The organism is Microtetraspora sp. NBRC 13810, from assembly GCF_030268685.1.
Taxonomy (GTDB): Bacteria; Actinomycetota; Actinomycetes; order Streptosporangiales; family Streptosporangiaceae; genus BSRQ01.
In genome coordinates, this window is sequence record NZ_BSRQ01000032.1 from 49,121 (window position 1) to 72,426 (window position 23,306).

At 72.5% G+C, this 23,306-nt stretch carries 26 protein-coding genes; 8 read left to right on the top strand and 18 right to left on the bottom strand.

Annotation, left to right across the window (positions count from 1 at the left end; all coding sequences use genetic code 11):
• The first annotated feature begins 293 nt into the window (after window positions 1-293).
• Window positions 294-1,214, top strand: a complete 921-nt coding sequence (locus QSK26_RS39315; RefSeq protein WP_285780458.1) for a TauD/TfdA dioxygenase family protein — start codon at window positions 294-296, stop codon at window positions 1,212-1,214.
• 111 nt (window positions 1,215-1,325) lie between these two features.
• Here the strand turns inward: QSK26_RS39315 and QSK26_RS39320 are convergent, their stop codons facing one another.
• From QSK26_RS39320 to QSK26_RS39350, 7 genes are all read right to left on the bottom strand, one after another.
• Window positions 1,326-2,453 carry an LLM class flavin-dependent oxidoreductase gene (locus QSK26_RS39320; RefSeq protein WP_285780459.1) on the bottom strand — a complete coding sequence of 376 codons (1,128 nt, stop codon included), beginning with the start codon at window positions 2,451-2,453 and terminating at the stop codon, window positions 1,326-1,328.
• Window positions 2,450-3,523, bottom strand: a complete 1,074-nt coding sequence (locus tag QSK26_RS39325) for an LLM class flavin-dependent oxidoreductase (RefSeq protein WP_285780460.1) — start codon at window positions 3,521-3,523, stop codon at window positions 2,450-2,452. The genes QSK26_RS39320 and QSK26_RS39325 overlap by 4 nt, the downstream gene beginning before the upstream one ends.
• Window positions 3,520-4,683 carry an LLM class flavin-dependent oxidoreductase gene (locus QSK26_RS39330; RefSeq protein WP_285780461.1) on the bottom strand — a complete coding sequence of 388 codons (1,164 nt, stop codon included), beginning with the start codon at window positions 4,681-4,683 and terminating at the stop codon, window positions 3,520-3,522. Before QSK26_RS39330 ends, QSK26_RS39325 begins: the two co-directional genes overlap by 4 nt.
• Window positions 4,680-5,975 carry an NtaA/DmoA family FMN-dependent monooxygenase gene (locus tag QSK26_RS39335; protein ID WP_285780462.1) on the bottom strand — a complete coding sequence of 432 codons (1,296 nt, stop codon included), beginning with the start codon at window positions 5,973-5,975 and terminating at the stop codon, window positions 4,680-4,682. Before QSK26_RS39335 ends, QSK26_RS39330 begins: the two co-directional genes overlap by 4 nt.
• A 139-nt stretch (window positions 5,976-6,114) precedes the next feature.
• On the bottom strand, window positions 6,115-8,766 hold the full coding sequence (locus tag QSK26_RS39340; protein ID WP_285780463.1) for a fumarate reductase/succinate dehydrogenase flavoprotein subunit: 2,652 nt from the start codon (window positions 8,764-8,766) through the stop codon (window positions 6,115-6,117).
• Window positions 8,767-8,792: 26 nt separating this feature from the next.
• Window positions 8,793-9,020: a 4Fe-4S dicluster domain-containing protein gene (locus QSK26_RS39345; protein ID WP_285780464.1), complete on the bottom strand. Its 228-nt coding sequence runs from the start codon at window positions 9,018-9,020 to the stop codon at window positions 8,793-8,795.
• Window positions 9,011-9,775, bottom strand: a complete 765-nt coding sequence (locus QSK26_RS39350; protein WP_285780465.1) for a GntR family transcriptional regulator — start codon at window positions 9,773-9,775, stop codon at window positions 9,011-9,013. The genes QSK26_RS39345 and QSK26_RS39350 overlap by 10 nt, the downstream gene beginning before the upstream one ends.
• Before the next feature lie 208 nt (window positions 9,776-9,983).
• On the opposite strand from QSK26_RS39350, the gene QSK26_RS39355 reads away from it, so the two are divergent.
• A complete protein-coding gene (locus tag QSK26_RS39355) occupies window positions 9,984-10,847 on the top strand; it encodes a dioxygenase family protein (RefSeq protein ID WP_285780466.1) in 864 nt (287 codons plus the stop codon).
• Between the two features lie 92 nt (window positions 10,848-10,939).
• On the top strand, window positions 10,940-11,161 hold the full coding sequence (locus QSK26_RS39360) for a DUF5302 domain-containing protein (RefSeq protein WP_285780467.1): 222 nt from the start codon (window positions 10,940-10,942) through the stop codon (window positions 11,159-11,161).
• Window positions 11,162-11,263: 102 nt separating this feature from the next.
• Here QSK26_RS39360 and QSK26_RS39365 read toward each other — a convergent pair whose 3' ends face one another.
• Window positions 11,264-11,947 carry a PASTA domain-containing protein gene (locus QSK26_RS39365; RefSeq protein ID WP_285780468.1) on the bottom strand — a complete coding sequence of 228 codons (684 nt, stop codon included), beginning with the start codon at window positions 11,945-11,947 and terminating at the stop codon, window positions 11,264-11,266.
• Between the two features lie 815 nt (window positions 11,948-12,762).
• Here QSK26_RS39365 and QSK26_RS39370 point away from each other — a divergent pair.
• Window positions 12,763-12,978, top strand: coding sequence for a hypothetical protein (locus QSK26_RS39370; protein ID WP_285780469.1), 216 nt, complete (start codon window positions 12,763-12,765; stop codon window positions 12,976-12,978).
• A gap of 529 nt (window positions 12,979-13,507) precedes the next feature.
• On the top strand, window positions 13,508-14,170 hold the full coding sequence (locus tag QSK26_RS39375; protein WP_285780470.1) for a potassium channel family protein: 663 nt from the start codon (window positions 13,508-13,510) through the stop codon (window positions 14,168-14,170).
• Between the two features lie 93 nt (window positions 14,171-14,263).
• On the opposite strand, the gene QSK26_RS39380 is transcribed toward QSK26_RS39375, so the two are convergent.
• The 3 genes from QSK26_RS39380 to QSK26_RS39390 all read right to left on the bottom strand — a co-directional run bounded on the left by QSK26_RS39380 (window position 14,264) and on the right by QSK26_RS39390 (window position 16,071).
• Entirely contained in the window at window positions 14,264-14,464 is a 201-nt protein-coding gene (locus tag QSK26_RS39380) for a hypothetical protein (RefSeq protein WP_285780471.1), read from the bottom strand.
• 123 nt (window positions 14,465-14,587) lie between these two features.
• Window positions 14,588-15,508: a polyphosphate polymerase domain-containing protein gene (locus QSK26_RS39385; protein ID WP_285780472.1), complete on the bottom strand. Its 921-nt coding sequence runs from the start codon at window positions 15,506-15,508 to the stop codon at window positions 14,588-14,590.
• Window positions 15,505-16,071: a DUF4956 domain-containing protein gene (locus QSK26_RS39390; RefSeq protein ID WP_285780473.1), complete on the bottom strand. Its 567-nt coding sequence runs from the start codon at window positions 16,069-16,071 to the stop codon at window positions 15,505-15,507. Before QSK26_RS39390 ends, QSK26_RS39385 begins: the two co-directional genes overlap by 4 nt.
• A gap of 254 nt (window positions 16,072-16,325) precedes the next feature.
• On the opposite strand from QSK26_RS39390, the gene QSK26_RS39395 reads away from it, so the two are divergent.
• Window positions 16,326-16,943 (top strand): AAA family ATPase, encoded by a 618-nt coding sequence (locus QSK26_RS39395; protein WP_285780474.1) that lies wholly within the window; start codon window positions 16,326-16,328, stop codon window positions 16,941-16,943.
• A 111-nt stretch (window positions 16,944-17,054) separates the two neighbouring features.
• Here the strand turns inward: QSK26_RS39395 and QSK26_RS39400 are convergent, their stop codons facing one another.
• The 7 genes from QSK26_RS39400 to QSK26_RS39430 form a co-directional block, all read right to left on the bottom strand.
• The gene (locus QSK26_RS39400; RefSeq protein WP_285780475.1) at window positions 17,055-17,429 is read right to left on the bottom strand and encodes a YbaB/EbfC family nucleoid-associated protein; all 375 of its coding nucleotides are present in this window, start codon (window positions 17,427-17,429) and stop codon (window positions 17,055-17,057) included.
• On the bottom strand, window positions 17,422-17,820 hold the full coding sequence (locus QSK26_RS39405; protein ID WP_285780476.1) for a YbaB/EbfC family nucleoid-associated protein: 399 nt from the start codon (window positions 17,818-17,820) through the stop codon (window positions 17,422-17,424). Before QSK26_RS39405 ends, QSK26_RS39400 begins: the two co-directional genes overlap by 8 nt.
• Complete coding sequence (locus QSK26_RS39410) at window positions 17,817-18,725, bottom strand: hypothetical protein (RefSeq protein ID WP_285780477.1); 909 nt, start codon at window positions 18,723-18,725, stop codon at window positions 17,817-17,819. The genes QSK26_RS39405 and QSK26_RS39410 overlap by 4 nt, the downstream gene beginning before the upstream one ends.
• A 12-nt stretch (window positions 18,726-18,737) precedes the next feature.
• Complete coding sequence (locus tag QSK26_RS39415; RefSeq protein WP_285780478.1) at window positions 18,738-18,995, bottom strand: hypothetical protein; 258 nt, start codon at window positions 18,993-18,995, stop codon at window positions 18,738-18,740.
• Between the two features lie 897 nt (window positions 18,996-19,892).
• On the bottom strand, window positions 19,893-20,144 hold the full coding sequence (locus QSK26_RS39420) for a DUF397 domain-containing protein (RefSeq protein ID WP_285780479.1): 252 nt from the start codon (window positions 20,142-20,144) through the stop codon (window positions 19,893-19,895).
• Window positions 20,145-20,345: 201 nt separating this feature from the next.
• A complete protein-coding gene (locus QSK26_RS39425; protein WP_285780480.1) occupies window positions 20,346-21,290 on the bottom strand; it encodes a glycosyltransferase in 945 nt (314 codons plus the stop codon).
• The gene (locus QSK26_RS39430) at window positions 21,287-21,820 is read right to left on the bottom strand and encodes a D-glycero-alpha-D-manno-heptose-1,7-bisphosphate 7-phosphatase (protein ID WP_285780481.1); all 534 of its coding nucleotides are present in this window, start codon (window positions 21,818-21,820) and stop codon (window positions 21,287-21,289) included. The genes QSK26_RS39425 and QSK26_RS39430 overlap by 4 nt, the downstream gene beginning before the upstream one ends.
• Window positions 21,821-21,979: 159 nt before the next feature.
• On the opposite strand from QSK26_RS39430, the gene QSK26_RS39435 reads away from it, so the two are divergent.
• The gene (locus QSK26_RS39435; RefSeq protein WP_285780484.1) at window positions 21,980-22,150 is read left to right on the top strand and encodes a hypothetical protein; all 171 of its coding nucleotides are present in this window, start codon (window positions 21,980-21,982) and stop codon (window positions 22,148-22,150) included.
• Entirely contained in the window at window positions 22,147-23,139 is a 993-nt protein-coding gene (locus QSK26_RS39440; protein ID WP_285780482.1) for a glycosyltransferase family 2 protein, read from the top strand. Before QSK26_RS39435 ends, QSK26_RS39440 begins: the two co-directional genes overlap by 4 nt.
• Window positions 23,140-23,306 lie beyond the last annotated feature (167 nt).

The window sequence follows — 23,306 nt, forward strand, 5'->3', positions numbered from 1 at the left end:
AGCCCGCACCGGCGAGCTCGTATCCGACACATCCCCGAAACACTCCATATTTCCCACTTAGTAAGTAGGCTTAGTCGTTTTATAGAACCCAGACAGCCGCCCGTCAACCCCTGCAGAGATCCCCTAATTCCCTACTGGTTGTGTTGACTTTGCGCTGCGTGCACGTCTACCGTGGAAAGCGTGACGACCACGGTTCTCACCATCCGAGGTCACGTGGACTTCTGCCGCGTGGCCAGCGCGCTCTGTCGTTCCTTCCGATCCCCGATCCCATTTCCGACGGAAGGAAGAACCTCATGTCATCCCTGACCATCGCACCCGTGGCCGGCCGGGTCGGCGCCCAGATCTCGGGCGTCCGGCTCGGCGGCGACCTGCCGGAGGACGTCGTCGCGGAGATCCGCGCCGCGCTGCTCGCGCACAAAGTGATCTTCTTCCGCGGCCAGGAGCATCTGGACGAGCAGAGCCAGGTGGCGTTCGCCCGGCTGCTCGGCGAGCTGACCACCGCGCACCCGACCGTGCCCGCCCTCGACGGCAACACGCACATCCTCGACCTCGACTACAGCCACGGCCAGAAGGTCGACCGCTGGCACACCGACGTCACCTTCGTGGACCGTCCGCCGCTCGCCTCGGTGCTGCGCGCCGTCGAGGTGCCGCCCGCCGGCGGCGACACGCTCTGGGCCAACACGGTGGCGGCCTACCAGAACCTGCCCGCCGAGCTGCGCGACCTGCTCGACCGGCTGCGCGCCGTGCACACCAACGAGTACGACTACGCGCGCATCGCCACCGCCGACAACCCCGAGCGCACCCGCGAGTACGCCAGGGTCTTCGCCTCCACGCTCTACGAGACCGAGCACCCGGTGGTCCGGGTGCACCCCGAGACCGGGGAGCGCTCGATCCTGCTCGGCGACTTCGCCAAGCGCGTCGCGGGCCTGTCCGGCGAGACCTCCGCCTCGATCATCCGGCTCGTCCAGGACCAGGTGACCCAGGTGGAGAACACCGTCCGCTGGCGCTGGGCGCCCGGCGACGTGGCCGTCTGGGACAACCGGGCGACACAGCACCGGGTCGTCCACGACTTCGGCGACCAGCCGCGCCGCCTGCACCGGGTGACCGTCGCCGGCGACATCCCGGTCGGCGTGGACGGCCGCCCCAGCACGGTGCTGCGCGGCGACGCCACCGCCTACTCCCCCGCCACCCCGGCCACCCCGGTGGCCGCCTGACCCCTCCAGCACCCCGGCCGTCCCTTCCGGCCGGGGCACCCCCTCCACCAACCCCTTGGAAACCGGGCGCGGCGCCCGCGAGAGCGAGCGCCGCGCCCCTGACACGCCCCGCTATCGGTGCCACTCCTCGGCGAGCAGCTCGAAGGAACGCACCCGGTCGGCGTGGCCGTGCGTGATCGTGGTGACGAGCAGCTCGTCCGCGCCGGTCACCCGTTCCAGCACGCGCAGCCGTTCGGCCACCGCCTGCGGCGTGCCCACGAAGCGGGTGTCGATCCGGTCCGCGACCAGCTCCCGGTCCTCCGCCGTCCACACGTGCGCCGCCGCCTGCTCCGGCGACGGGTACGGCGGCGCGCCCGCGCCCGTCCTGATGCCGCGCACCCACAGCCCGTACGGCTCGGCCAGCTCGCGCGCGGTGGCGTCGTCGCCCGCCACCAGCACGTCCGCGGACACCATGACGTGCGGCTCGGCGAGCACGGCTGACGGCTTGAACGCCGCCCGGTAGGCGTCCACCGCCTCCAGCACGGTGGCCGGGCTGACGTGGTAGTTCGCGGCGAACGGCAGGCCGCGTTCCCCGGCGACCTGGGCGCTCTGGCCCGCGCTGCTGCCCAGGATCCACAGCTCCAGGTCCGCCCCCTCACCGGGCACGGCGTGCGCGGCGAGGCCGTCGGCGGAGCGGTAGGTACCGGCGAGCAGCGCGGCGATGTCGTCCACCTGCTCGGCGAAGTCGGGGCTCTGCGCGCCGGGCTGCTGGATCATCGAGGCGTACAGCGTGAAGAGCGGCGACTTCGCGACGGCGGCGAAGGAGAACGGCGGCGGGATGAGCAGCCCGTCCACCGTCCTGCCCTCCTGGGGGGCCGGGGCCGGGGCCGGGGCGGGCTCCTGGAGCAGCTCGGTCCTGCGCTGCCCGGAGCGGCCGAGCCCGAGGTCGATCCGGCCGGGGTGCAGCGCCTCGACGGTGCCGAACTGCTCCACCACAGCCAGCGGCGTCTGGTGGCCGAGCTGGACGGCTCCCGAGCCGACCCGGATCCGGCTGGTCGCCGCCGCGACGAGGCCGATGAGCACGGCCGGCGCGGAGCTCGCCACCCCGGGCGCGAAGTGGTGCTCGGCGAGCCAGTAGCGGTGGTAGCCGAACTCCTCGGCCCGCCGGGCGAGGTCGATCGTGTCACGCAGCGCCTTCCGGACGCCGCCGCCGGACACGACCGGCGCGAGGTCCAGGATCGACAACGGCGACCTGCTCATGCCACCCTCCCGTTCCGCCCCTGCGCGCTCTCCTGCGCGAGGCCGGGGAAGGGCCTGCTGGGGATCTCCCTGCGGAGCACCGGGGCGATCTCGGCCTGGAAGAGCTCCAGAGCGGCGCGGTGCTGCTTGTCGGTGAGGCCGTCGGCGTCCGCGTGCAGGTGCATCACCTCGTGGCCGGGGCCGAACCGCTCGTGGTAGCGGAGCACCTTGTCGATGATCTGCTGCGGGCTGCCGACCAGGATGGAACTGCGTTCGATGGCGTCCTCCAGAGTGGGGAAAACCGCTTCGAGGCCGAGCCGGCGGAACGTCGCGAGCCGCGCCTCGTAGACCGGCCGGTAGGTGTCGATCGCCTCCTGCGAGGTCCGCGCGGCGTAGTACCCGGCGGTGCCGGCGCCGATCAGGATGTCCGCCGGGTCGTGGCCGTAGTGCGCCCAGCGTTCCCGGTAGTGGTCGATCAGCTCGGCGTAGGGTTCGATCGGGTTGGTGACGTTGGCGGAGAACAGCGGGTCGCCGTACCGCGCGGCCAGGTCCACCGACTCCTTGCTGGTGGCGCTGCCGTGCCAGATCCGGATCGGCTGCTGGAGCGGGGGCGGCCAGGTCTCGGCGTCGGTCAGCGACGGGCGGAACCTGCCCTCCCAGGTGACCTTGTCCTCCCGCCAGAGCCGGCGGAACAGCTCGTACCCCTCGCGGTTGCGCGCCCACTGGTCCTCGGCGGTCACGTGGAAGAGCCGGGCCTGCGCGGCGCCGTTGCCCTTGCCGACGATGAGTTCCAGCCGGCCGCCGGACAGGTGGTCCAGGGTCGCGTAGTCCTCGTAGGCGCGTACCGGGTCGAGCAGGCTCAGCGTGGTGACCGCGGTGAAGAGCCTGATCACCGAGGTGCGGGCGGCGATGTGGCTCAGCACGACCGGCGGGGAGGAGGAGATGAACGGCCGCTCGTGCCGCTCCCCCACGCCGAACCCGTCGAACCCGAGCTCCTCGGCGAGCACGGCGTTGTCCACGACCTCGCGGAACCGTTCGGTGACCGGCTTCTCGCCGTTGTACGCGATCAACGTGATGGCAAGGAATTTCACGACGTGGTCACCTTCGCGTGGCGGTTGGCCGGGTGGGGGAGGCCGAGCAGGCCGCGCAGGGTGGCCGCCTCGTATTCGCGGCGGAAGGCGCCCCGCCGGCACAGGGCGGGGACGACGCCCCGGGTGATGGCCTTGAGGTCGTGCGGCACCGCGCCCGGCCGCAGCCGGAAGCCCTCGATCCCGGCCCGCTGCCAGTCGAGGAGCAGCTCGGCGAGTTCGTCGGGGGTGCCGGTGAAGACGGCGGCGTCGGACACCAGCTCCGCCCGGTCCAGCTCGTCGAGCCGCGCCTTCCGGGCGGCGGCCCGGCCGGGCTCGCCGTCGAGGAAGACCAGGACGTCGGCGAAGATCTTCAGCGGTGTGCCCTCCCTGGGGATGCCCCGTATCTCCTCGACGACGGCCCGTGCCTGCCCGGCGTCGTGCGGGGTGACGTAGACGACGTCGGCGACGCGGGCGGCCAGCTCGTACGGCGCGCGTTCGTGCGCGAGCACGGTGACCGGCGGCTGCCCCTGCGGCGGCCTGGGCGTGATCGACGGCCCTTTGACGCCGAACCACCGGCCGTCGAAGTCGATGTAGTGCAGCTTGTCCCGGTCGATGAACCGGCCGGTGGCCACGTCCCGGATCTCCGCGTCGTCCTCCCAGCTGTCCCACAGCCGGCGGGCCACCTCCACCGCGTCCCCGGCCTCCGCCAGCAGGTCGTCGAGCGGCCCCGGGGCCGGCCCGGGGAACTCCCGCCGGCCGAAGTGCCGCGCTTCGGACGGGCGCGGCGAGATCTGCGCGCGCCACCCGGCACGTCCGCCGCTGACGTGGTCGAGGGTGGCGATGCCCATCGCGACGTGGAACGGCTCGGTGTGGGTGGTGGTGGCCGTCGGCACCAGCCCGATCCGGCTGGTGAGGGGGGCGAGCGCGGCGGCGAGCAGCACCGCGTCGAAGCGCCCGCGCACCTGGTCGAGCCGGTCGTCCGGCCCGTCCTGGCGGCTGGACTGGAGGGAGAGGGCGTCCTCCAGGGTCACGAAGTCGAGCAGGCCGCGCTCGGCCTCGCCGACCAGTTTGGCCCAGTGGGCGGCGGTGAACAGGTCACCCGGCCGGGCGGTCGGCTCGCGCCAGGCGGCCGGGTGCCAGCCGGCCCCGTCGAGCGCCACGGCGAGGTGCAGAGCGGTCACGAGGTCCTCCCGGGGGTCTCCAGGCCGAGATGGTCGCGCAGGGTGGTGCCGGTGTACTCGGTGCGGAAGACGCCACGTTCCTGCAGGATCGGCACGACCTTGGCCACGAAGTCGTCCAGGCCGCCCGGCGTGAGGTGCGGCACGAGGATGAACCCGTCGGCGGCGTCGGTCGTCACGAACTCGTCGATCCTGGCCGCCACGCTCTGCGGGGTGCCGATGAACGACTGGCGGCCGGTGACCTCGATGACGAGTTCCCGGATGCTGAGCTTCTTCTCCGCGGCCAGCGCCCGCCACTTGGCGGCGACGGCGAGCGGGTCCTTCACCGGGACCCGTCCCTGGGAGAGCCCTCCGCCGACGACCGGATCGACGTCGGGCAGCGGGCCGTCGGTGTCGTAGCCGGACATGTCCCTGCCCCACACCTGTTCCAGGAAGGCGATCGCGGTCTGCGGGCTCACCTGCTGCCTGCGGATCTCGGCGGCGTTCTCGGCGGCCTCCTCCTCGGTGTCGCCGAGCGCGTAGGTCACCCCTGGCATGATCTTGAGGCTGTCCGGCGCGCGGCCGTACCCGGCCAGCCTGCGCTTGACGTCGGCGTAGAAGGCCCGGCCCTCCTCCAGGGTGCCGTGCCTGCTGAAGATGACGTCGGCGGTGGCGGCGGCGAACTCGCGTCCCTCGTCCGAGTCGCCCGCCTGGATGATCACCGGGTGTCCCTGCGGGCTGCGCGGCAGGGTGAACCGGCCCTCGACGTCGAACTGCGGGCCCCGGTGCCGGACGTCGCCGATCCCGCCGTGCCGGACGAACCGGCCGCCCTCCTGGTCGGCGGCGAGCGCGTCGGGCCGCCAGGAGTCCCACAGCTCCCTGGCGAGCTCCACGAACTCGGCCGCGCGCAGATAGCGGTCCGCCGGGTCGAGATAGCCGCCGCGCCGGAAGTTCTCCCCGGTGAACGCGTCGGAGGTGGTCACCACGTTCCACGCGGCCCGGCCGCCGCTGAGGTGGTCGAGCGAGGCCAGGCGTCTGGCCAGCTCGTACGGTTCGTTGAAGGTGACGTTGATCGTGCCGGCCAGGCCGAGCCGTTCGGTGACGGCGCTCAGCGCGGCCAGCACGGTGAGCGATTCCGGACGGCCGACCACGTCGAGGTCGTGGATGCGGCCCTTGAGCTCGCGCAACCGCAGGCCCTCGGCGAGGAAGAAGAAGTCGAACCTGCCGCGTTCGGCCGTACGCGCCAGGTGCCGGAAGGATTCGAAGTCGATCTGACTGCCCGATCGGGGATCCGACCAGACCGTCGTGTTGTTCACGCCGGGGAAGTGAGCCGCGAGGTGAACCTGTTTGCGAGACACCGTCATGCGCCCTGCCCGTTGTCGGGATATATACCTATTAAAACAGTAGGAATACTGGGTATAAGTGTCAACCCGCATGACGTGGCATGTTCCGCCTTTACCCGTCGAGTGCCCTCCTGGCATGCGCCCGCACGTCGGCGTCGGGGTCCGCCAGCGCCCCGCGCAGCGCCGCCGCCACCTCCGGCCGGGACACGTGCCCGGCCAGCGCCAGCACCGCCGCCTTGCGCACGTCGAGGTTCCCGTCGCCGAGCGCCGCCACCAGCGGTTCCAGCGGTTCCCCGGCCGCGCCGAGACAGCGCGCCGCCCCCGCCCGCACCTGCCACGCCGGGTCCGCCATTCCCGCCACGGCCTGGTCCACCAGCGGGGAGCCGGTGGCCGCGGAGGACTCCAGGGCGGCGGCCCTGACCAGCGGGTCGGGGTCGGCGGCCAGGCCGTCCAGCGCGGGCGACGGCCGGCCGACGGCGGCGATCCCCCTGGCCACCCACACCCTGACCTCCCGGGAGGCGTCCCGCGCCGCGCCCGCCAGCGGGCCGGGCTCGTCCAGGGACACCAGGCCGCGGATCGCCTCGATGCGCACCCGGTGGTCGTCGTCGCCGAGCGCGGCGGCGAAGAGCGCCACGTCGCCCAGGCGCAGCGCGCGCAGGACGTCCAGCACCGTGCCGCGCACCGAGGCGTCCGGGCTGGTGACCCGCTCGGCCAGGGCCGCGCCGAACTCCGGCGTGGCGGGCAGCACCTCGGCCAGCTCGCGCAGCCCGGTCGCGGCGGCCCGCCGTACGGTGCCGTGCTCGTCGGCGAGGGCGGCGGCCAGGGCCACGCCGGCGCCCTCGGGGACGGTCTCGGTGAGGGCGGCGATCGCGGCCCGCCGCACCTTGGGCTCCTCGTCGGCGAGGTAGGGGGCGAGCCTGGCCAGGTCGGGCGCCTCCTCGGCGATCCGGTGCAGCTCCAGGATGCGCGGGGAGCGGCCGACGGCCGCGTGCCCGGCGCGGGTCTCGCCCGCCCGGCGGACCCGCGCGCCCGGCCGCGTCGCGACCGGCTCCGGCTCGGCCGCCACCGGGTCGAAGCCCTCGACCGGCACCAGATAGGGCTCCACCGGACGCTTGACGAACGCCATCGAGCCGTCGGGCAGCTTGCGGAGGTTCAGGTGGAACAGCCAGTTCGCGTCGTCGCGGTCGGGCAGGTCGGCCCGGTCGTGGTAGAGGCCCCACCGGCTCTCGGTGCGGGTCAGCGACGAGCGGGCGGCCATCTCCGCGCAGTCCCGGATGAAGCCCACCTCGGCGCAGCGCATCAGCTCGTGCGGGGTACGCGCGCCCATCCCGGCGATCTCGTCCCGCATCCGCTCGAAGGACTCCAGCGCGATCTCCAGCTTGGCGGCCGTCTTCGGCGGGGCGACGTAGTCGTTGACGAAACGCCGCAGCTTGTACTCCACCTGCGGCTGCGGCGGGCCGTCCGGATGGCGCAGCGGCCGGTAAACCAGCTCGTGCGCCTCGGCCACCTGGCCCTCCGGCAGACCGGCGGGCACCCGGTGGGACGCGGCGGCGTGCGCGCCCGCGAGATCGCCGAAGACGAACGCGCCGATCATGTAGTTGTGCGGCACGCAGGCCAGGTCGCCCGCGGCGTAGAGACCGGGCACGGTTGTCGCGCCGTGCTCGTCCACCCACACGCCGGACGCCGAGTGGCCCCCGCACAGGCCGATCTCGGAGATGTGCATCTCCACGTCGTCGGTGCGGTAGTCGTGGCCGCGCCCGGCGTGGAACGTGCCCCGGGTGGGACGCTCGGTGGAGTGCAGGATCCGCTCCACCGCGGTGACCGTCTCGCCGGGCAGGTGCGACAGCTTCAGGTAGATCGGCCCCCTGGCCGAGGCGATCTCCCGCGCCACCTCGGCCATCATGTGCCCCGACCAGTAGTCGGAGTCCACGAACCGCTCCCCCCGGTTGTTGACCTGGTAGCCGCCGAACGGGTTGGCGACGTAGGCGCAGGCGGGGCCGTTGTAGTCCTTGATCAGCGGGTTGATCTGGAAGCACTCGATGCCGCTCAGCTCGGCGCCCGCGTGGTAGGCCATCGCGTACCCGTCGCCGGCGTTCGTCGGGTTCTCGTAGGTGCCGTAGAGGTAGCCTCCTGCGGGCAGCCCGAGCCGGCCGCAGGCGCCGGTGGCCAGCACGACCGCGCCCGCCGCCACCGTGACGAACCGGCCGCTCCGGGTGTCGAACCCGGCCACCCCCACCGCCCGGCCGCCCTCGGTCAGCACCCGCACCGGCATGACCCGGTTCTCGATCCGCACCCGCTCCCTGATGTCACGGCGGCGCAGCACCCGGTAGAGAACCTTCTTGACGTCCTTGCCCTCCGGCATCGGCAGCACGTAGCTGCCCGACCGGTGCACCCGGCGCACCGCGTAGTCGCCGTGCTCGTCCTTCTCGAACTTCACGCCGTAGCCTTCGAGCCTGCGCACCATGGCGTGGCCGCGGGTGGCGGTCTGGTAGACCGTCTTCTGGTTGACGATCCCGTCGTTCGCCCGGGTGATCTCGGCGACGTAGTCCTCGGGGGTGGCCTTGCCGGGGATCACGGCGTTGTTGACCCCGTCCATCCCCATGGCGAGCGCGCCGCTGTGCCGTACGTGGGCCTTCTCCAGCAGCAGGACCCTGGCGCCGTGCTCGGCGGCGGTGATCGCGGCCATGGTGCCCGCGGTGCCGCCGCCGACGACGAGCACCTCGCAGTCCAGGTGCAGCCGGTCCTCGATCGGGGGGATCTCCATCCACGGCTCCTTCGGAAACGGACTGCCTAGCGCAGCAGGTAGGGGATGTTCACGGTGACCGCGTCCGCCGGGCAGCGGTCCGCGCACGGGCCGCAGTACCAGCACTCGTCCACGTGCATGTACGCCTTGCCGGTCTCGTCGCTGATGGCGAGCGAGTCGAGCGGGCAGATGTCCACGCAGAGCGTGCAGCCTTCGATGCAGAGCGACTCGTCGATGGTCACCGGGACCTCGACGCGCTGGTCGATCAGGGCCATGTGTCCTCCTGGGGTTCGCCGGGGTCCCGTCGCAGGCGGCCGCTCATGGTCAGGCGGTCGCCTCTGAACCGGATGTACTCGAGGTCGACGGGACGCCCGTCGGCCAGGTGGGCGCACCGCTCGACCAGGAGCAGCGCGGCGCCGCGTGGGACGCCGAGCACGGCCGCGGTGTGCGGGTCGGCGTTGACGGCCTCCACGGTCAGTTCGGCCGGCCCGAGCGGCTGCCCGGCCACCCGTTCCAGCAGCACGAACACGTCGTTGCGGACGAGGTCGGCGTCGAACAGCGGTTCGCCGACGTCCCTGGCCAGGTAGGTGAGGTCGAGGGAGAGGGGCAGCCCGTTGAGGCGGCGGAGCCGTTCGACGTACACCACCCGCTCGCCGTCCGGGAGGCCGAGCCGGGCGGCGACGGGCGGCGGGGCGTCGATGACGGACATGGCGCGGACCTCGTTGGTCACCTCGCCGTGCTCGTACAGCGTCTCGGCGAGGCCGAGCAGCCGGTGCAGGCCGTGCGGGTACTTCTCCGCCGCCACCGTGGTGCCCACGCCCGGACACCGCTCGACCAGGCCCTCGGCGCGCAGCACGGCCAGCGCGTCCCGCACGGTGTTGCGCGAGGCGCCGAACTCGCGGGCGAGCGCCGCCTCCGGCGGCAGGTGCCCGGCGCCGAACCGCCCGCGGACGATCTCCCGCCGCAGCAGGTCCGCCACCTGCCGGGCCCGGTCCGACCGCCGCCTTCCCGGCAAAGGTACGGTGTCCATGCCTGCCCCGTTCCTCGACTCACCTCCAACCTAGCTATCCGGTAGGGAGAAGGGGATAACGGCCGGATTGCGCCACCTCACCCCTCGGACACACCCCGCCGACCTGCGCCTGCGCCACGAACGCCGGACGATCCGCCACCTCCCGCGGGCATTTGATTGAGAGTTAAACTTTGTTGTGGGCGGCCCCGCCCGGATCGGAGACGGCGTCATGACCCCCACCTCGCCCGAGCACCCCTTCACGCGGCACCTGGCCAGGACCGCACAGGCGGGCGCGCACGCGTCCTGGACGCCGGAGCACGGCCCGCTGCCCGCCCTCTACCTCAGCCACGGCGCCCCGCCGCTGTTCGAGGAAGCCGCCTGGATGGACCGCCTCTTCGCCTGGGCCCGCGCGCTGCCCAGACCCCGCGCCATCCTCATCGTCAGCGCCCACTGGGAACAGGCCCCGCTCGCCATCTCCAGCACGGCCGCGCACACCACCCCCGTGTACGACTTCGGCGGCTTCGACCCCATGTACTACCGGATGCGCTACGACACCCCCGACGCCACGGAGCTGGCCCGCCAGGTGCTGGCCGTGCTGCCCGACGGCGAGACCGTGCACGAGCACCGCTCCCGCGGCCTCGACCACGGCGCCTGGGTGCCGCTCAAGGTGATGTATCCCGGCGCCGACCTCCCCGTCCTGCAGCTCAGCCTGCCCACCCAGGACCCGGCCCGGCTGCTCGCCCTCGGCGCCCGGCTGCGTGAGCTGCGCGAGCACGGCGTGCTCGTCATCGGCTCCGGATTCATGACCCACGGCCTGCCCTTCCTGCGCGACATGCGGGTGGACGCCCCCGCCCCCGGCTGGTCGGCCGACTTCGACGCGTGGGCCGCCGAGGCGCTGGCCAGGGGCGACGTGGACGAGCTGGCCGGGTTCCGGCACCGGGCGCCCGGCATGCCGTACGCGCACCCGACCGTGGAGCACTTCACCCCGCTCTTCGTCACCCTCGGCGCCGCCACCGACCCGGGCGCCCCCGTCACCACCACCGTCGACGGCTACTTCATGGGCCTCGCCAAGCGCTCCTTCGAGGCCGCCTGACCCCGCCTTGACAGGACCTGACGCGGCCTGACACGGAGGCCGCGGGCGGGCGTGAGAGAATGTGGGCTCCGTCCACGAGCAGGGAGGTCGTCATGGCTGCCACCGATTCGGAACCTGAGAACCTTGCGGACGTCGCGGACGAGGTCGATCCGGAAGATGAGATGAAGCGCAAGTTCCGGGAGGCCCTGGAGCGCAAGCGTCAGTCCCAGGCGGACGCCAACGCGAGCGGCTCCGGCAACAACCGTTCGAAGATCCACGGCGCGCACGGCCCCGCGGCCGCCCGCCGTTCCTTCCGCCGCAAGAGCGGCGGCTGACCCGGCCAGCCCGTCACCCCCTGCACGCCGGGGGCCCGCGCGGTGCGCACCGGACACCCGGTGACCACTCGCGGCCCGCGGACCCGCGGACCTACGGACCCGTCAGGGGCCTCCCGGGGCAGGGGTGGTGGGCTGGCCCGTGGTGGGCTGGCCCGTGGTGGACTGACCTGTGGTGGGCTGACCCTGGGCGGGCTGACCCTGGGCGGGCTGGCCTGTGGTGGGCTGGCCGGCCGGTGGCGACGTCGTCGGGCTGACGGTCAGCACGATCGGATCCGCCTGGTTCACCGTCGTACCGGCCTGCGGCGACTGGGCGACGACGGTCCAGGCGTTCTCCAGGGTCACCGGTTGCCCGTCGCTCGACTGCAGGGTGACGGACGTGTACCCGGCCGTGCCCAGGAGCAGGCGGGCGGCCACCCCGTCCAGGCCGACCACGTTGGGCAGGCCGCCCACGGCGGGCCCCTGCGCGGGCGGCTGTGCGGGGTTGCTCCCCTGCGGCGGCGTCGGCGCGGGAGCGGAGGGCGCGCCCTCGCCGGTCCCGTCCTCCGGCAGCGGCACGAGCGACCGGTCCGGCGGCGAGTCAGAGACCGCCGGCGCCACCGGCTCGGCGAACCGGATGCCGCCGGTGAAGACGATGCCGAGCGCGCTGGCCACCGAGCAGCCGCCCACCAGAACGTAGATGATGATCAACGAGATGCCGAGCGTCGACAGCCCGCCCCGCGCCGGCGGCTCCTCAGGCGGGACCGGCGGAGGCGGCGGCAGATAGGCGACCGGCGGCCACCCCCACACCGGCGGCGCAGGCACCCCCCACTGAGGCCCCCAAACCCCCTGCCCAGGCCCACCCCAAGGCCCCCCAGGCACATCCCCCCACCCCCCTTGAGGCTGCCCACTCCACGCCACCGGCCCACCCGCCGACCCATGAGACTGACCGCTCCACGCCCCTTGCCCCCCAACCGGCCTCTGAGGCTGCCCACTCCACGCCGCCGCCCCGTGAGACTGCTCGCCCCACGCCGCCGGGCCACTCGTCGTCTCGTGAAGCTGATCGCTCCACGGCTCCTGAGACAGCCCACCGGTCGGTCCCTGAGGGGGATCGCTCTGCGGCGGTGGTGTGGCGGGCGGTGGGCCGGCGGGTGGAGGGGGTGCCGACTGCGGGGATGGCTCACTCTGCGTGGTCGGCTCCGGGTGGGGGGAGGGGGCGCTCACGGGCTGCGGATGCTCGACCGGGGGCGGGGCGGCCGGGGGGTGCGGGGGTGGCTGGGCGGGGGCGGGAGAGGGGTGGTCCATCAGAGCCTCCTCGCCCCGGTGACGTGCTGACGCTTGATCGCGATACGCCTCCAGATTCCCATATATCCGAGGCTTTCCGAATAAAGACGCCCTTGCGGATCTTTCCATTCGCACCCGCGCCACGCCACCTCGGCCACCCCGACACCGCCGAGCACGAGCGCCTCCCTCCCGCGGGCACCAAGACCGGAGATCACCGACGACGTTTCCCTGTTCACTCGACCACAGGCAAGCTATATTACTCTATGTAATGGGTAAGGCACACTGTGCCACCATTCCCCGGCTGCTCCGCAGGGGAGCCGCCCTCTCGAAAGGACCCCCCAATGCGTGTTTCCACGCGCCTGGCCGCCCTGGCCCTGGTCGCCGGCGCCGTCGCGACCGCACCGGCGTCTCCCGCCGCCGCACACACCGCGATCCCCGACCCGGCCGCGCTGGTCGAGTGCGTGTCCACCACCGCCACCGACCTGACCGGCCTGGTCGACCCGGCCAGCCTCGCGCTGCCGGGCGAGATCCCCGGCACGGCCTGCCTCGCCCCGTAGGACCCGCGCCGCGCCCGCACGGCCAGGTCCCCAGCCTGGCCGTCCCCCGGCCCGGGCGACGTGGCGGACCACCCGGGCGGCGCCCCCTCACATGGTGAGCGGCGACCGACGGGCAGCCGCGGACAGCACTCCGCGAGCGGCACACGCCGGATGATGGACGGCGGCGCGGGGATCATCTTCGTTGCCCCCCGCCACGGACGCGGGGGCGGCATCCTTCCGCCGAGCGCTCCGGCATCGACCGGGACGCCATCCGGCATGACAGCCACCGCGCCACCGCCGTCGACGCAACGGCGAACGTCCCAACCCCCGGCGCAGCGGCGAACGTCACTACCCTCGGCACGGCGACGAACTCCCATCCCCCACACGGCCGCGCGCCCCGATCGGCTTGCGGGCGTTCAGCGGGCACGGGCTCGCCGGCACCTTCGCGGTCGCCCCCGTACCGCCGACGCCACCTTCCGGGAAGGAACCCGGCGACCGTCTCCCGCCGTTGGTAAGTTGTGCCGTGTCATGACGATTCCTGGAGCGTTCCTTGCCTGAGAGGTCGAGCGACCCTGTCGTGGTGATCGGGCTCGGCCGCTTCGGCAGCTCCATCGCCCTTGAGCTGGTACGGCGCGGCACCGAGGTGCTCGCCATCGACCACAAGCCGAAGATCGTGCAGGCCCTGTCCGGCCAGATCACCCAGATCGCCGCCGCCGACTCCACCGACATCGAAGCGCTGCGCCAGCTCGGCGTGGGCGACTTCTACCGTGCCGTGGTCGCCATCGGCAGCGACATCGAGGCCAGCATCCTGACCACCTCCCTCCTGGTCGAGCTGGAGGTGGACGACATCTGGGCCAAGGCGATCAGCCGCCAGCACGGCCAGATCCTGAACCGGATCGGCGCCCACCATGTGGTGCTGCCCGAGCACGACATGGGCGAGCGGGTGGCCCACCTCGTCAGCGGCCGGATGCTCGACTACCTGGAGGTGGACCGGAACTTCGCGTTGATCAAGACCCGGCCGCCGAAGGACTTCATCGGCGTGCCGCTGGGCGAGTCGGGGCTGCGCCGCAAGCACGGCGTCACCATCGTGGCGGTGAAGACGGCCGGCGAGGAGTTCACCTACGCCACCGCCGACACGGTGCTGACCTACGGCGACATCATCGTGGTCTCCGGGCGCACCGACCAGGTCGAGCGCTTCGCCGAGCTGCCCTAGGCGGGCGGGCACGCACGGGGCCCCGCCGGGCCCGTCCCTCGCGGGAGCCGGGCCGACGGGGCCTCTTCAGGCATGGCGCGCCTGACGCGCGTACTACGGCGTCGCGGTGCCGTCGCAGGTCTCCTGGGCACTGCCCGGCGAGGCCACCGGCAGGTTGACGGACAGAACGTCGTCGAGAAGGTTGCCGGAGCAGATGATTTCCTGGGCGGACGCGCTGCCGGCGCCGCCGACCATGCCGAAGCCCGCGAGCGAGGCCACGAAGGCGAGGGCGATGACTCTGGATGTGGTGCGCATGGGGAGTCCCTTCACTAGGTTGCGCTGCATCCATCATCACTCTCCGTCATCGTTCGATCACAGTTAGTGTCAGACTCCCCCGCCGCCAGCCTTTCCGCACCACGCGACGGCTTGCCCCCGGCCTCAGGAGCCGTCATGATGTTCACTCTTCGCGTTCGCAACACTCCATTGGGTGACAATCGTCGCCGGTGACTGCTGCACGCCCGCCGCGAAGTAGCGATGGAGCACCTGGTGCCAGGGGTTGGCCCCGGCACGCCTGAGCATCGCCACGCCGAGGCAGTACTTGCTGACGCTGATCGGGCGCACGCCGAGGTCGCGCAGGATCGTGTCGGCCAGCGCCGCGCCGTTCCGCGACTTCGACTCCACCAGCACGTGGTCGGGGCGCGCGGCGGCGATCCGCCTGCCGTCCCGGCAGACCAGCCCGGTGTCACAGGTGAGCCTGGCCTCCCCCGGGCCGTCGATCAACGTCACCCGGCGGTAGTCGGTGGACAGCACGGCCCGCAGCGTCTCCGGCGGGCGGACGCACAGCTTGCCGAGCAGCGTGTCGGACACGAAGTCCAGCGCCTCGGCGTTGAGCGCGCCGGCCGGGCCGGCGTCGTACGGGATGCGGTGCTTGTCGGTGCCGCCCCGGGCGCCGTTGAGCTTGACCTCCAGCCAGCGCCCGCCGCCGTCCAGGTAGGTACGGACGCGGATCTTGAACCGGCGACGGCGGCCCTGGCGGTGCTGGCGGAAGGTGAGCAGGTCGGGGGTGTCGAAGTAGGTCGAGCTGTAGCGGAACTGGCGGCGCGTCCCGATCCTCAGCACCGAGAACCGCTCCCCGAGCCTGGCCGCGAGGTGTGCCATCACCGGGGCGGGCACCAGGTACTTGCGGTCCACCCGGCTCAGCAGTTCGGCGGCGTCCTCCAGGCCCACCGGCGGCAGCCCGGCGGCGATCCCCGCGAGCACGACCCCGGCGTCCGGCACGGCCCCGGGCACGGCCGCGGCAGGACCCGCGGCGGCGGGGCGGGGCCGGCGGTCGCCGCCGAAGGCGGCGGTGGCGCTCATCGGGCGACCTCCATGACGGGCGCCTGGAACCGCACGTCCACGACGGTGACGTCCCTGACGTAGTCGACGTGGGTGACGTTGACCTGGAGCACCGCCCCACGCAGCCGGCTCTCCAGGTCGGCGCGCAGCGCGCCCGGGTCGGCGTAGACGACGTCCAGCGTCACCGTCTGCTGCCGGGTACGGCCGAGCAGCCGCGGATGGTCGGCCACGTACATCACCACGAGGAGCACCACGTCCAGGAAGAGCGCGGTGAGCGGGAAGGACGCCGCGATGCCGTTGACCAGGCCGAGCGCGATGGCGACGAAGTAGTAGGCGATCTCCTGCTGGGTGATCTCGTTCGACCGCAGCCGGATGATCGACAGCACGCCGAAGAGGCCGAACCCCACCGCGAGATCCACCCGTTGCACGAGCAGCAGGGACACCACCGCGAAAATTCCGACGTTCAGCGCCACGTAGGCGAAGAGCAGGTCGCGGCGGTGATGCCGGCGAAAGTACAGTCCATAGGCCAGCAGCGTGATCGCGGTCAGATCCAGGCCGAGCCCGAGCAGCGTTTCGACACGCATGATCGCCTCCGTGAAGTGGTTTCCAGCTCATTGGTGAACAGACTGGAGACGACCGGTGAACCGTCGGTGAGGCGCCCATGAGGACGCTCTCATCTGGCTCGACGTGTGCTGCGGTCTCTTTTCGGCAAGCTTTTCGGCGCTCAGCCCGGAGGTTACAGAACGGTGCTGATAATCACGTTTCCCATGTTGATCCGCACTGGAAAGGGCGCAACCACGCATGATGGAAGGGCCCCCTATTCTGTGAGGTGGATTTGATGACCGCCGAACCGACCCGGCAGGAGTCGGCAGCGGATGTTCGCTTTCCAGCCGGATCACTGGTGCTTCTCGCGGGTCTGCCCGGTGCGGGCAAGAGCACCCTGCTCGACCGGCTCTACCGGATGAACGGCGACGAGCGCGAGCCGGTCCCCACCGACGGGGCCCTGGTGATCGACTCGCGGCAGTCCCGCAACTGGTGGGCCCCCTACCTGGGCCCCATCTCTCCACGGTGGCGGACGCCGTTCGTGCACGTGACGCACGTGTGGCGGATCGCACGGGCGCTGACCCGCGGCCACGGGGTGGTCGCGCACACCCGGGGCACCTGGCCGCACATCCTGCACGGCTTCGGCTGGCTGAGCCGGCGGGTCGGCGCGGAGGTCCATCTCATCCTGCTCGACGTCGATCCCTCCACCGCGCGCGAGGGGCAGCGGATCAGGGGCCGGGTGGTCACCGCCGCCACCTTCGCCCGGCACGTGCGGCGGTGGCGGGTGCTGATCGCGCGGGCGCGTTCCGGCCCGATCTCCCCCGCCGCGAGCGTCACCATCCTGGACCGGAAGTCAGCCGACGACCTCGACGCCATCCGCTTCGAGGAACGGCCCGCCACCGAGCAGGCGTAGGCACGCCGGCACGAGCACCGGTGCGGTGGGCCCGAGGCGCGGGCCGGTGTGGTGTCCCGGGACCGCGCGGCGAGCGTGGTCCCGGGCGCGGCGGCAGGCGCCGCGTTCAGATCACGAGAAGAACCGGTGCGGGTCGGTCCTGACACCGCCGAAGAGGTCATCCAGGCCGAGGCCCGCGCCCAGGCCGCCCGTCAGTGCGGACCTCGCCTCGGCCGCGGCCTGCTCGGCCGCGTGGATCGCCTCGAGCACCGCGTCGCCGAGCGTCACGCCGTCGTGCCGCCGCTTGCTCAGCCGGCTGATGTCGACGGCGAGCAGATTTCCCGCACCGTCCACGGTCGCCACGATCCCGCCCTTGTCGGCCTGACCGGTGAACTCCCGGGTCACCAACTGCTCCGCCGCCGCCTCGGTCCCGGTCTGGGTCGCCGACAACCGCTCCAGCCGCTCCAGTTGCTCCATGATCAGCCGCGGCCTGTCCATGTCATCCATGCTCGGCCTCCCGCACGATCGCGTCGAGGTGACGCGTGAGCGGATTGTCCGCCGAATCGGGCTGCGACCGGCCGCCGTTCAGCCCGCCCAGAAGCTCGGTCAACCCCTCCGCCGCGGCCTCGCGGGCCGCTCCGACCGCGTCCAGCACGGCCTGGCTCAGCTCCACGTGGTCGAGGTCGCGCATCGCCCGGGGGTCGATGCGCACCTGCAGGAGCCGCGCCGAGCCCGCCACCGTGGCCACCACGCGGCCGGTGCCGTCGGCACCGGTCACCCTGCGCTCCTCCGCCTCACGCGTCCCGGCCGCGAACGCGGCGGCCAGCCGTTCAACCTCGCGGAACAGCCCTTGGAGCTCCTCCCCTTCGCCCGCGCCGAAAGCGTCAGCGGGCTTCACGAGCTTTCCATGGTGACGGGCTCCCAGAGGTTGGGGTCGAAGCCCGGCGGTTGCAGATGCAACTTGTCGTCTCCCACGGTGAAGAGCCCTCGGAGTTCGAAGATCTTCTGACCGAGGGTCTGCAGCTTGAGGTCGAGCGCCTTGATCTTCTTGATGAACTCATCAATAAGGCTTGTGAGCAGGGTGAGGAAGGTGATGGCGACCCCCCCCAGGGCGATCTTGACAGCCGGAAGCGTACGGAACGGCAGAAGGGCTGCGAAGGCGGTGCCGGCCGACACCAGCAGTGCGACGAGCTTCAGATCGTATTCCACGACATCCCAGGCCAAGCCGGTCAGGGTGTTGCTCATCTCCGTGGCGACGCGACCGAGCTCGTCGAACATGCCGATCAACTGGAACCGGAGATACCGCTGAACCGTTTCGGACGCGTGCCCCCCCCAGTACGGCGAGACCACACTGAAGTAGCTGACCCACACGTCCCAGGCGCTGAGCTTGAGATCGCCCAGCATCTCGTTCCATACGCCGCGGTCCTCGAAGAACCTGAACGGATTGGACATGTTCCCCACGGCGGCGGCGACCATCGCCGTGCCGGTGACGGCCAGGCCGGACACGGCCAGGCCGGCATAGATCGGCCGGTTGTGAGCCTTGATCAGCTTCATCACCCGCTGGAAGAAGCCCGGATCGACCTTGGCCTGGTTAAGCCTGATCAGGTCAAGCTTGACCGGCTTGGAGTGATTGACCCGGTCCATCTTGGCCACGTCAACCTTGGAGTGACCGGGGCTGACCGAGTTGGGCTCAGGACCGGGCCTGGCCTGCTGAGCGGCACGACGTTCGGCCTGCGCGAGACGGTTCTTGGCCGACCGTAAAGTCGGGCTGCTGTAGGACGGTCCGTCCGAGGGGATCGGCATCTAGGGCACCCTTCACCGGTTGGTCTGATCGACAGCCGCTCCGGCATCCTCTTCGGCGCCGCGATACGCCTTCGCCGAAGCGATGAGCTTCAGCGCGTCTTCGTCGAGGACTCGCTCCAGGGTTCCCGCGGCCGCGACCCATTCCCCGACGTATCCGTTGAGTCTGCCGAGAAGCGGGCTCACGATGCGGGGGGTGTCGAACCATCCCCAGTCTTCGACCGTGGGGGTCCTGGCCTTGATCCTGCGGACGTTCGTCGCGGCCTCAAGCATCACGTCGGCGAACGCGACGATCTTGTCGGTTCGCGCCTCATAGCCGTCCTCGCCCTCAGGGGCAGGCTTGGCGGGCGGCGGCGTGGGAACGTGGTCACCGGGACCAGGCCAGAGAGGACCCGGCGGGCGGCCGAGTCTGTCCGGCGGCAGGCACGGGCGAATCCGGCACGGGGGGTCGTGCCGGCACGGCGGGAGTTCGAGCGAAGGACGGCTCGGGGTGCCAGGCGGAGAGCTCGGTGTCGGGCTCGGCGAGCCCGAGTCGCCGGGAGACGGACTGGGCGACTCGCTGGGGGACGGACTGGGCGACGCGGAATCACTCGGTGTCGGACCGGGCGTCACGGAGTCGCTGGGGGACGGACTGGGCGTCACGGAGTCGCTCGGGGAAGGCCCCGCGGAGGAATCCGGATGTGTCGGGCTCGCGGAGTTGCCGTCGGGCACTCGATACACCTTCCATGTGCTTGGATGAGCAACACAGCTCCGGGGACGGCCGGTCGGCCGATGATCGGAAGCTGCGGCAGGGGCGCGTTGTAGCCTCGCTACCTGTACTCATGCCGAGAGCGAGGTGCCAAGCAACAGGAAAGATGCAACGGTCGCGCTCCTCTTCAGTGCTTGGATCCCCCGGTTACGGACGGACCACAATCTAATGGACGATGGTCATCGGCGTCCACGTGAACATCGCCTGAGCACCGCCCGAACAAACCGGGACTGCCAGGAAGAACTCGGGCAGGCGCCGCATCCCGGATCCTGGCCGACGGGGAACGTGCCCGGACGGCGGAGCGAGCCGAGCCTCGCGGGGACCGCATGCCGGTCCCACGACCCGTACGGCAGGGCGGCCTCGGCCACCGGCGGCCCGGACCGGCGCTCACGTCAGGTCAGGTCAGGTCGGATCGGGTCAGGTCAGGTCAGGTCGTCGAACTCGCCGTCCTTCACTCCGGCCATGAACGCCTGCCACTCGCCGGGGGTGAAGACCAGGATCGGGCCGTCGGGGTGCTTGGAGTCGCGCAGGAGGTAGAGGTGGTCGGCGGCGTCGCTCTTGTGGGTGCCGGCGACGTGCTCCGCCTGGACCGTGGCGACCTCGACGAAGTCGGTGTCGTCACTGCTGAGGCTGCTCTTGCGCCATTCGACGCGGGACAGATCCACCTGGCGCATCCGATCTTTCTCCGGGACGGACGGTCGGACCCGGCCGTCCGGAGTGCCGGCCGACCGCGGGCCCGCGACGGCCGGGCGGCGGCGCGTCGGCGCCTCGCCCGGCCCGCGGAGCGTTCCACCACATTACCGATCTCAGCCGCCGCACCGCGCGAACCCGCCCCAGCCCGCTCAGCACGGCGTCACCGCACGACCAAGCCTCGGTCAGCGGACCGCCTCGGCGAGTAGCCGGTCCCAGTCGGCGAGGAAGCGGCCGAGGCCGTACCGGGTGAGGGCGGCGGTGCGGGCCGCCTTGCCCGCCTGGGCGGCGTGGGCGGGGTCGGCGGTGAAGGCGCGCAGGGCTTCGACCAGGGTGTCCAGCCGGGTGGAGATCACTCCGGCGCCGGGCGGGACGGCTTCGACGGCCTCGGTGGCGGCCAGGGCGACGACGGGCATGCCGAGGTGCATGGCCTCGATGAGGGACAGGCCGAGCGACGTCCAGCGGTAGGGATGCAGGTAGACGCGGCGCCTGGCGAGTTCGGCGTGCATGGCCCGCTGCGGCAGGTCCTCGAAGAGGCCGTGGCCGCCGGGCAGATCGGCGACCTTCATGCCGAAGACGTCGAGCGGCACGGCGGCGGCGAACGCGGGCAGCAGGTCGGTGCCGGCGACCCTGGTACGGCGTACGGGTTCGTTGACGACGACCCCGGCGCGCGGCAGTTCCCCGGTGTACAGCGGGCCGGGGTCGAGCACGCCGTGCTCGATGACCACGCTGGGGGCGCGGCCCGAGTCCCAGACGAGCCGGTTGAAGTGGGTCACGTGCACGAGGGTGACGTCGTCGCGGCCGGCCAGGTGGTGGCGGGTGCGCGGGACGTCGCCGGCGGGCGTGTTGTGCTCGACGTAGACGGCGGGCACGGCGGCGGGCACCGGGCGGCCGAGCCATCGTCCGGCCAGTTCCCTTTCGTGCGGGCGCTGGAGCACGACCACGTCGACGTCCTCTTCGCGCAGCCGGTCCCACGGCACCTCGCGCACGCCGGGCGGCCACGGGTAGGTGCGCGCCCGTCCGCGGCCGTCGGGCCCCCGGTCCGGGGTCAGCGGCACGAGGTAGTCGTGGCGGCCGTGCACGAAGGACGTGGTCCAGGAGCCGTGCACGTGCCAGAGCAGGATCCTCACCCGATCAGCCTCTCCACCGCGGCCGCCAGGTCGGCGGCGACCTCGGGGGCGGCGGCCACCTCGCCGGGCAGCGTCCGCGGCGTGGGCACCAGGATGCCGCGCGCGCCCGCCGCGCCGGCCGCCCGTACGTCCGCGCCGATGTCGCCGATCACGGCGCACTCCCGGGCGGGCACGCCGAGGATTCCGGCGGCGCGCAGCACGAGGCCGGGTTCCGGCTTGCGGCAGGCGCAGCCGTCCGCGGCGCCGTGCGGGCACACCGCCCAGACGTCGAAGGGGCCGAGCAGTTCCTCCACCCTGGCGTTGACCGCGCGGAGATCGGCGAGGCCGATGAGTCCCCTGGCCACCCCGGACTGGTTGCTGACCACGCCGATCGGCACGCCCGCCGCGCGCAGCCGGTCCAGCGCCGCCCGCGCGCCGCGCACCGGCAGCACCTTGGCCGGGTCGGCGTTGTAGGGGACGTCGTGGACGAGGGTGTCGTCCCGGTCGAAGAACACGGCGGCCGGACGACGGTCGGCACGGGTCAATCTCACCTCCCAGGTCATCCGGTGCATGCCCCACCAAGCCCGACAAATAACTACATAGCGTGACATTCTTTTCACCCTTCCCGCCACGGCTCGGCGCTACCCTCGGTTTGAGAAGCGCTTCTCTCGGTAGCCAAGGGATGCATCAGGCTTGCTGAGGGAGATCAGATGAGATTTCTGGGAATCAACGCAATCTTCGACGATCCGGCGGCGGTGCCGGTGAGCGACGGGCGTGCGGCCCCCGCCGAGCAGGGACGCTTCGGCCGGCGCGGGCACGGCGAACGCCCGCCGTCCCACACCGCCGAGGCACCGCGGCGCCGGGAGGTGTTCCCGGCGTGATCACCGTGGTGATCCCCACCGTCGGCCGGCCCAGCCTGTCCGCCACCCTGGCCGCCCTCGGTCTCTCCTCCGACCGGCCGGGAGGCGGGTCTCCGCCGGGCGGGAGGGTGGCCGAGGTGATCGTGGTGGACGACCGGCGCGGCCCCGCCGAGCCGCTGGATCTGCCGGACGGGGTGCGGGTGCTGCGCTCGGGCGGGCGCGGCCCGGCGGCGGCGCGCAACGTGGGCTGGCGGGCGGCGGGCACGCCGTGGGTGGCCTTCCTCGACGACGACGTGGTGCCCGAGCCCGGCTGGACCGGGGCGCTGGCCGCCGATCTGGCCGGCCTGCCGCCGGACGTCGCGGGCAGCCAGGGCCGGGTGGAGGTGCCGCTGCCACAACGGGAACGGCTCACCGACGCCGAGCGCGCCACCGCGGGCCTGGCGGACGCCGCCTGGATCACCGCCGACATGGCCTACCGGCGGAGCGTCCTGGACAGGGCCGGCGGGTTCGACGAACGCTTCCCCCGGGCCTACCGGGAGGACGCCGATCTCGCGCTACGCGTCCTGGGTCGCGGCCACCGGCTGGTCAAGGGGCGCAGGGTGGTCCGGCACCCGGTGCGCGACGACGGGTTCTGGGCCAGCGTGCGGCGGCAGCGCGGCAACGAGGACGACGCCCTGATGCGCCGCGTGCACGGGCCGGGCTGGCGGGCCGCGATCGGCGCGTCCGGCCGGCTGCGCGGGCACGCGGCCACCACTCTCGCCGCGGTGGCCGCGCTCGCGCTCAGCCCGGCGCTGGTCGCGGGCCGGGGCCCCGCCGGACGGATGCTCGGCGCCGGGGCCGTGCTGGCGGGCGGCCTGTGGGCGGGGGCGACGGCGGGGTTCGCGTGGCGGCGGATCGCGCCTGGCCCGCGGACCGGCGGGGAGATCGGGCGGATGGCGGTCACCAGCGTGTTCATCCCTCCGCTGGCCTGCGCCTGGCGGCTCAGAGGCGAGATCAGGAGCAGGGCGTGAGCGGGACCGTCCCGGTGACCCGCCAGGACGGCGCGGGCGGGGAGGTGGCCGGGTGAGGATCGACATGGTGTCCGAGCACGCCGGCCCGCTGGCGGCCGTCGGCGGCGTGGACGCGGGCGGCCAGAACGTGCACGTCGCCGCCCTCGCCCTGGCCCTCGCCGAACGCG

Bases quoted from the DNA above. Each gene is read 5' to 3' on its own strand.
- QSK26_RS39410 (WP_285780477.1), bottom strand. From the start codon at position 18,725: ATGCCGATCCCCTCGGACGGACCGTCCTACAGCAGCCCGACTTTACGG.
- QSK26_RS39380 (WP_285780471.1), bottom strand. From the start codon at position 14,464: ATGCGCACCACATCCAGAGTCATCGCCCTCGCCTTCGTGGCCTCGCTC.
- QSK26_RS39415 (WP_285780478.1), bottom strand. From the start codon at position 18,995: ATGCTTGAGGCCGCGACGAACGTCCGCAGGATCAAGGCCAGGACCCCC.
- QSK26_RS39360 (WP_285780467.1), top strand. From the start codon at position 10,940: ATGGCTGCCACCGATTCGGAACCTGAGAACCTTGCGGACGTCGCGGAC.
- QSK26_RS39350 (WP_285780465.1), bottom strand. From the start codon at position 9,775: ATGGACACCGTACCTTTGCCGGGAAGGCGGCGGTCGGACCGGGCCCGG.
- QSK26_RS39340 (WP_285780463.1), bottom strand. From the start codon at position 8,766: ATGGAGATCCCCCCGATCGAGGACCGGCTGCACCTGGACTGCGAGGTG.
- QSK26_RS39370 (WP_285780469.1), top strand. From the start codon at position 12,763: ATGCGTGTTTCCACGCGCCTGGCCGCCCTGGCCCTGGTCGCCGGCGCC.
- QSK26_RS39400 (WP_285780475.1), bottom strand. From the start codon at position 17,429: ATGGATGACATGGACAGGCCGCGGCTGATCATGGAGCAACTGGAGCGG.
- QSK26_RS39385 (WP_285780472.1), bottom strand. From the start codon at position 15,508: ATGAGCGCCACCGCCGCCTTCGGCGGCGACCGCCGGCCCCGCCCCGCC.
- QSK26_RS39390 (WP_285780473.1), bottom strand. From the start codon at position 16,071: ATGCGTGTCGAAACGCTGCTCGGGCTCGGCCTGGATCTGACCGCGATC.
- QSK26_RS39420 (WP_285780479.1), bottom strand. From the start codon at position 20,144: ATGCGCCAGGTGGATCTGTCCCGCGTCGAATGGCGCAAGAGCAGCCTC.
- QSK26_RS39435 (WP_285780484.1), top strand. From the start codon at position 21,980: ATGAGATTTCTGGGAATCAACGCAATCTTCGACGATCCGGCGGCGGTG.
- QSK26_RS39355 (WP_285780466.1), top strand. From the start codon at position 9,984: ATGACCCCCACCTCGCCCGAGCACCCCTTCACGCGGCACCTGGCCAGG.
- QSK26_RS39320 (WP_285780459.1), bottom strand. From the start codon at position 2,453: ATGAGCAGGTCGCCGTTGTCGATCCTGGACCTCGCGCCGGTCGTGTCC.
- QSK26_RS39315 (WP_285780458.1), top strand. From the start codon at position 294: ATGTCATCCCTGACCATCGCACCCGTGGCCGGCCGGGTCGGCGCCCAG.
- QSK26_RS39345 (WP_285780464.1), bottom strand. From the start codon at position 9,020: ATGGCCCTGATCGACCAGCGCGTCGAGGTCCCGGTGACCATCGACGAG.
- QSK26_RS39395 (WP_285780474.1), top strand. From the start codon at position 16,326: ATGACCGCCGAACCGACCCGGCAGGAGTCGGCAGCGGATGTTCGCTTT.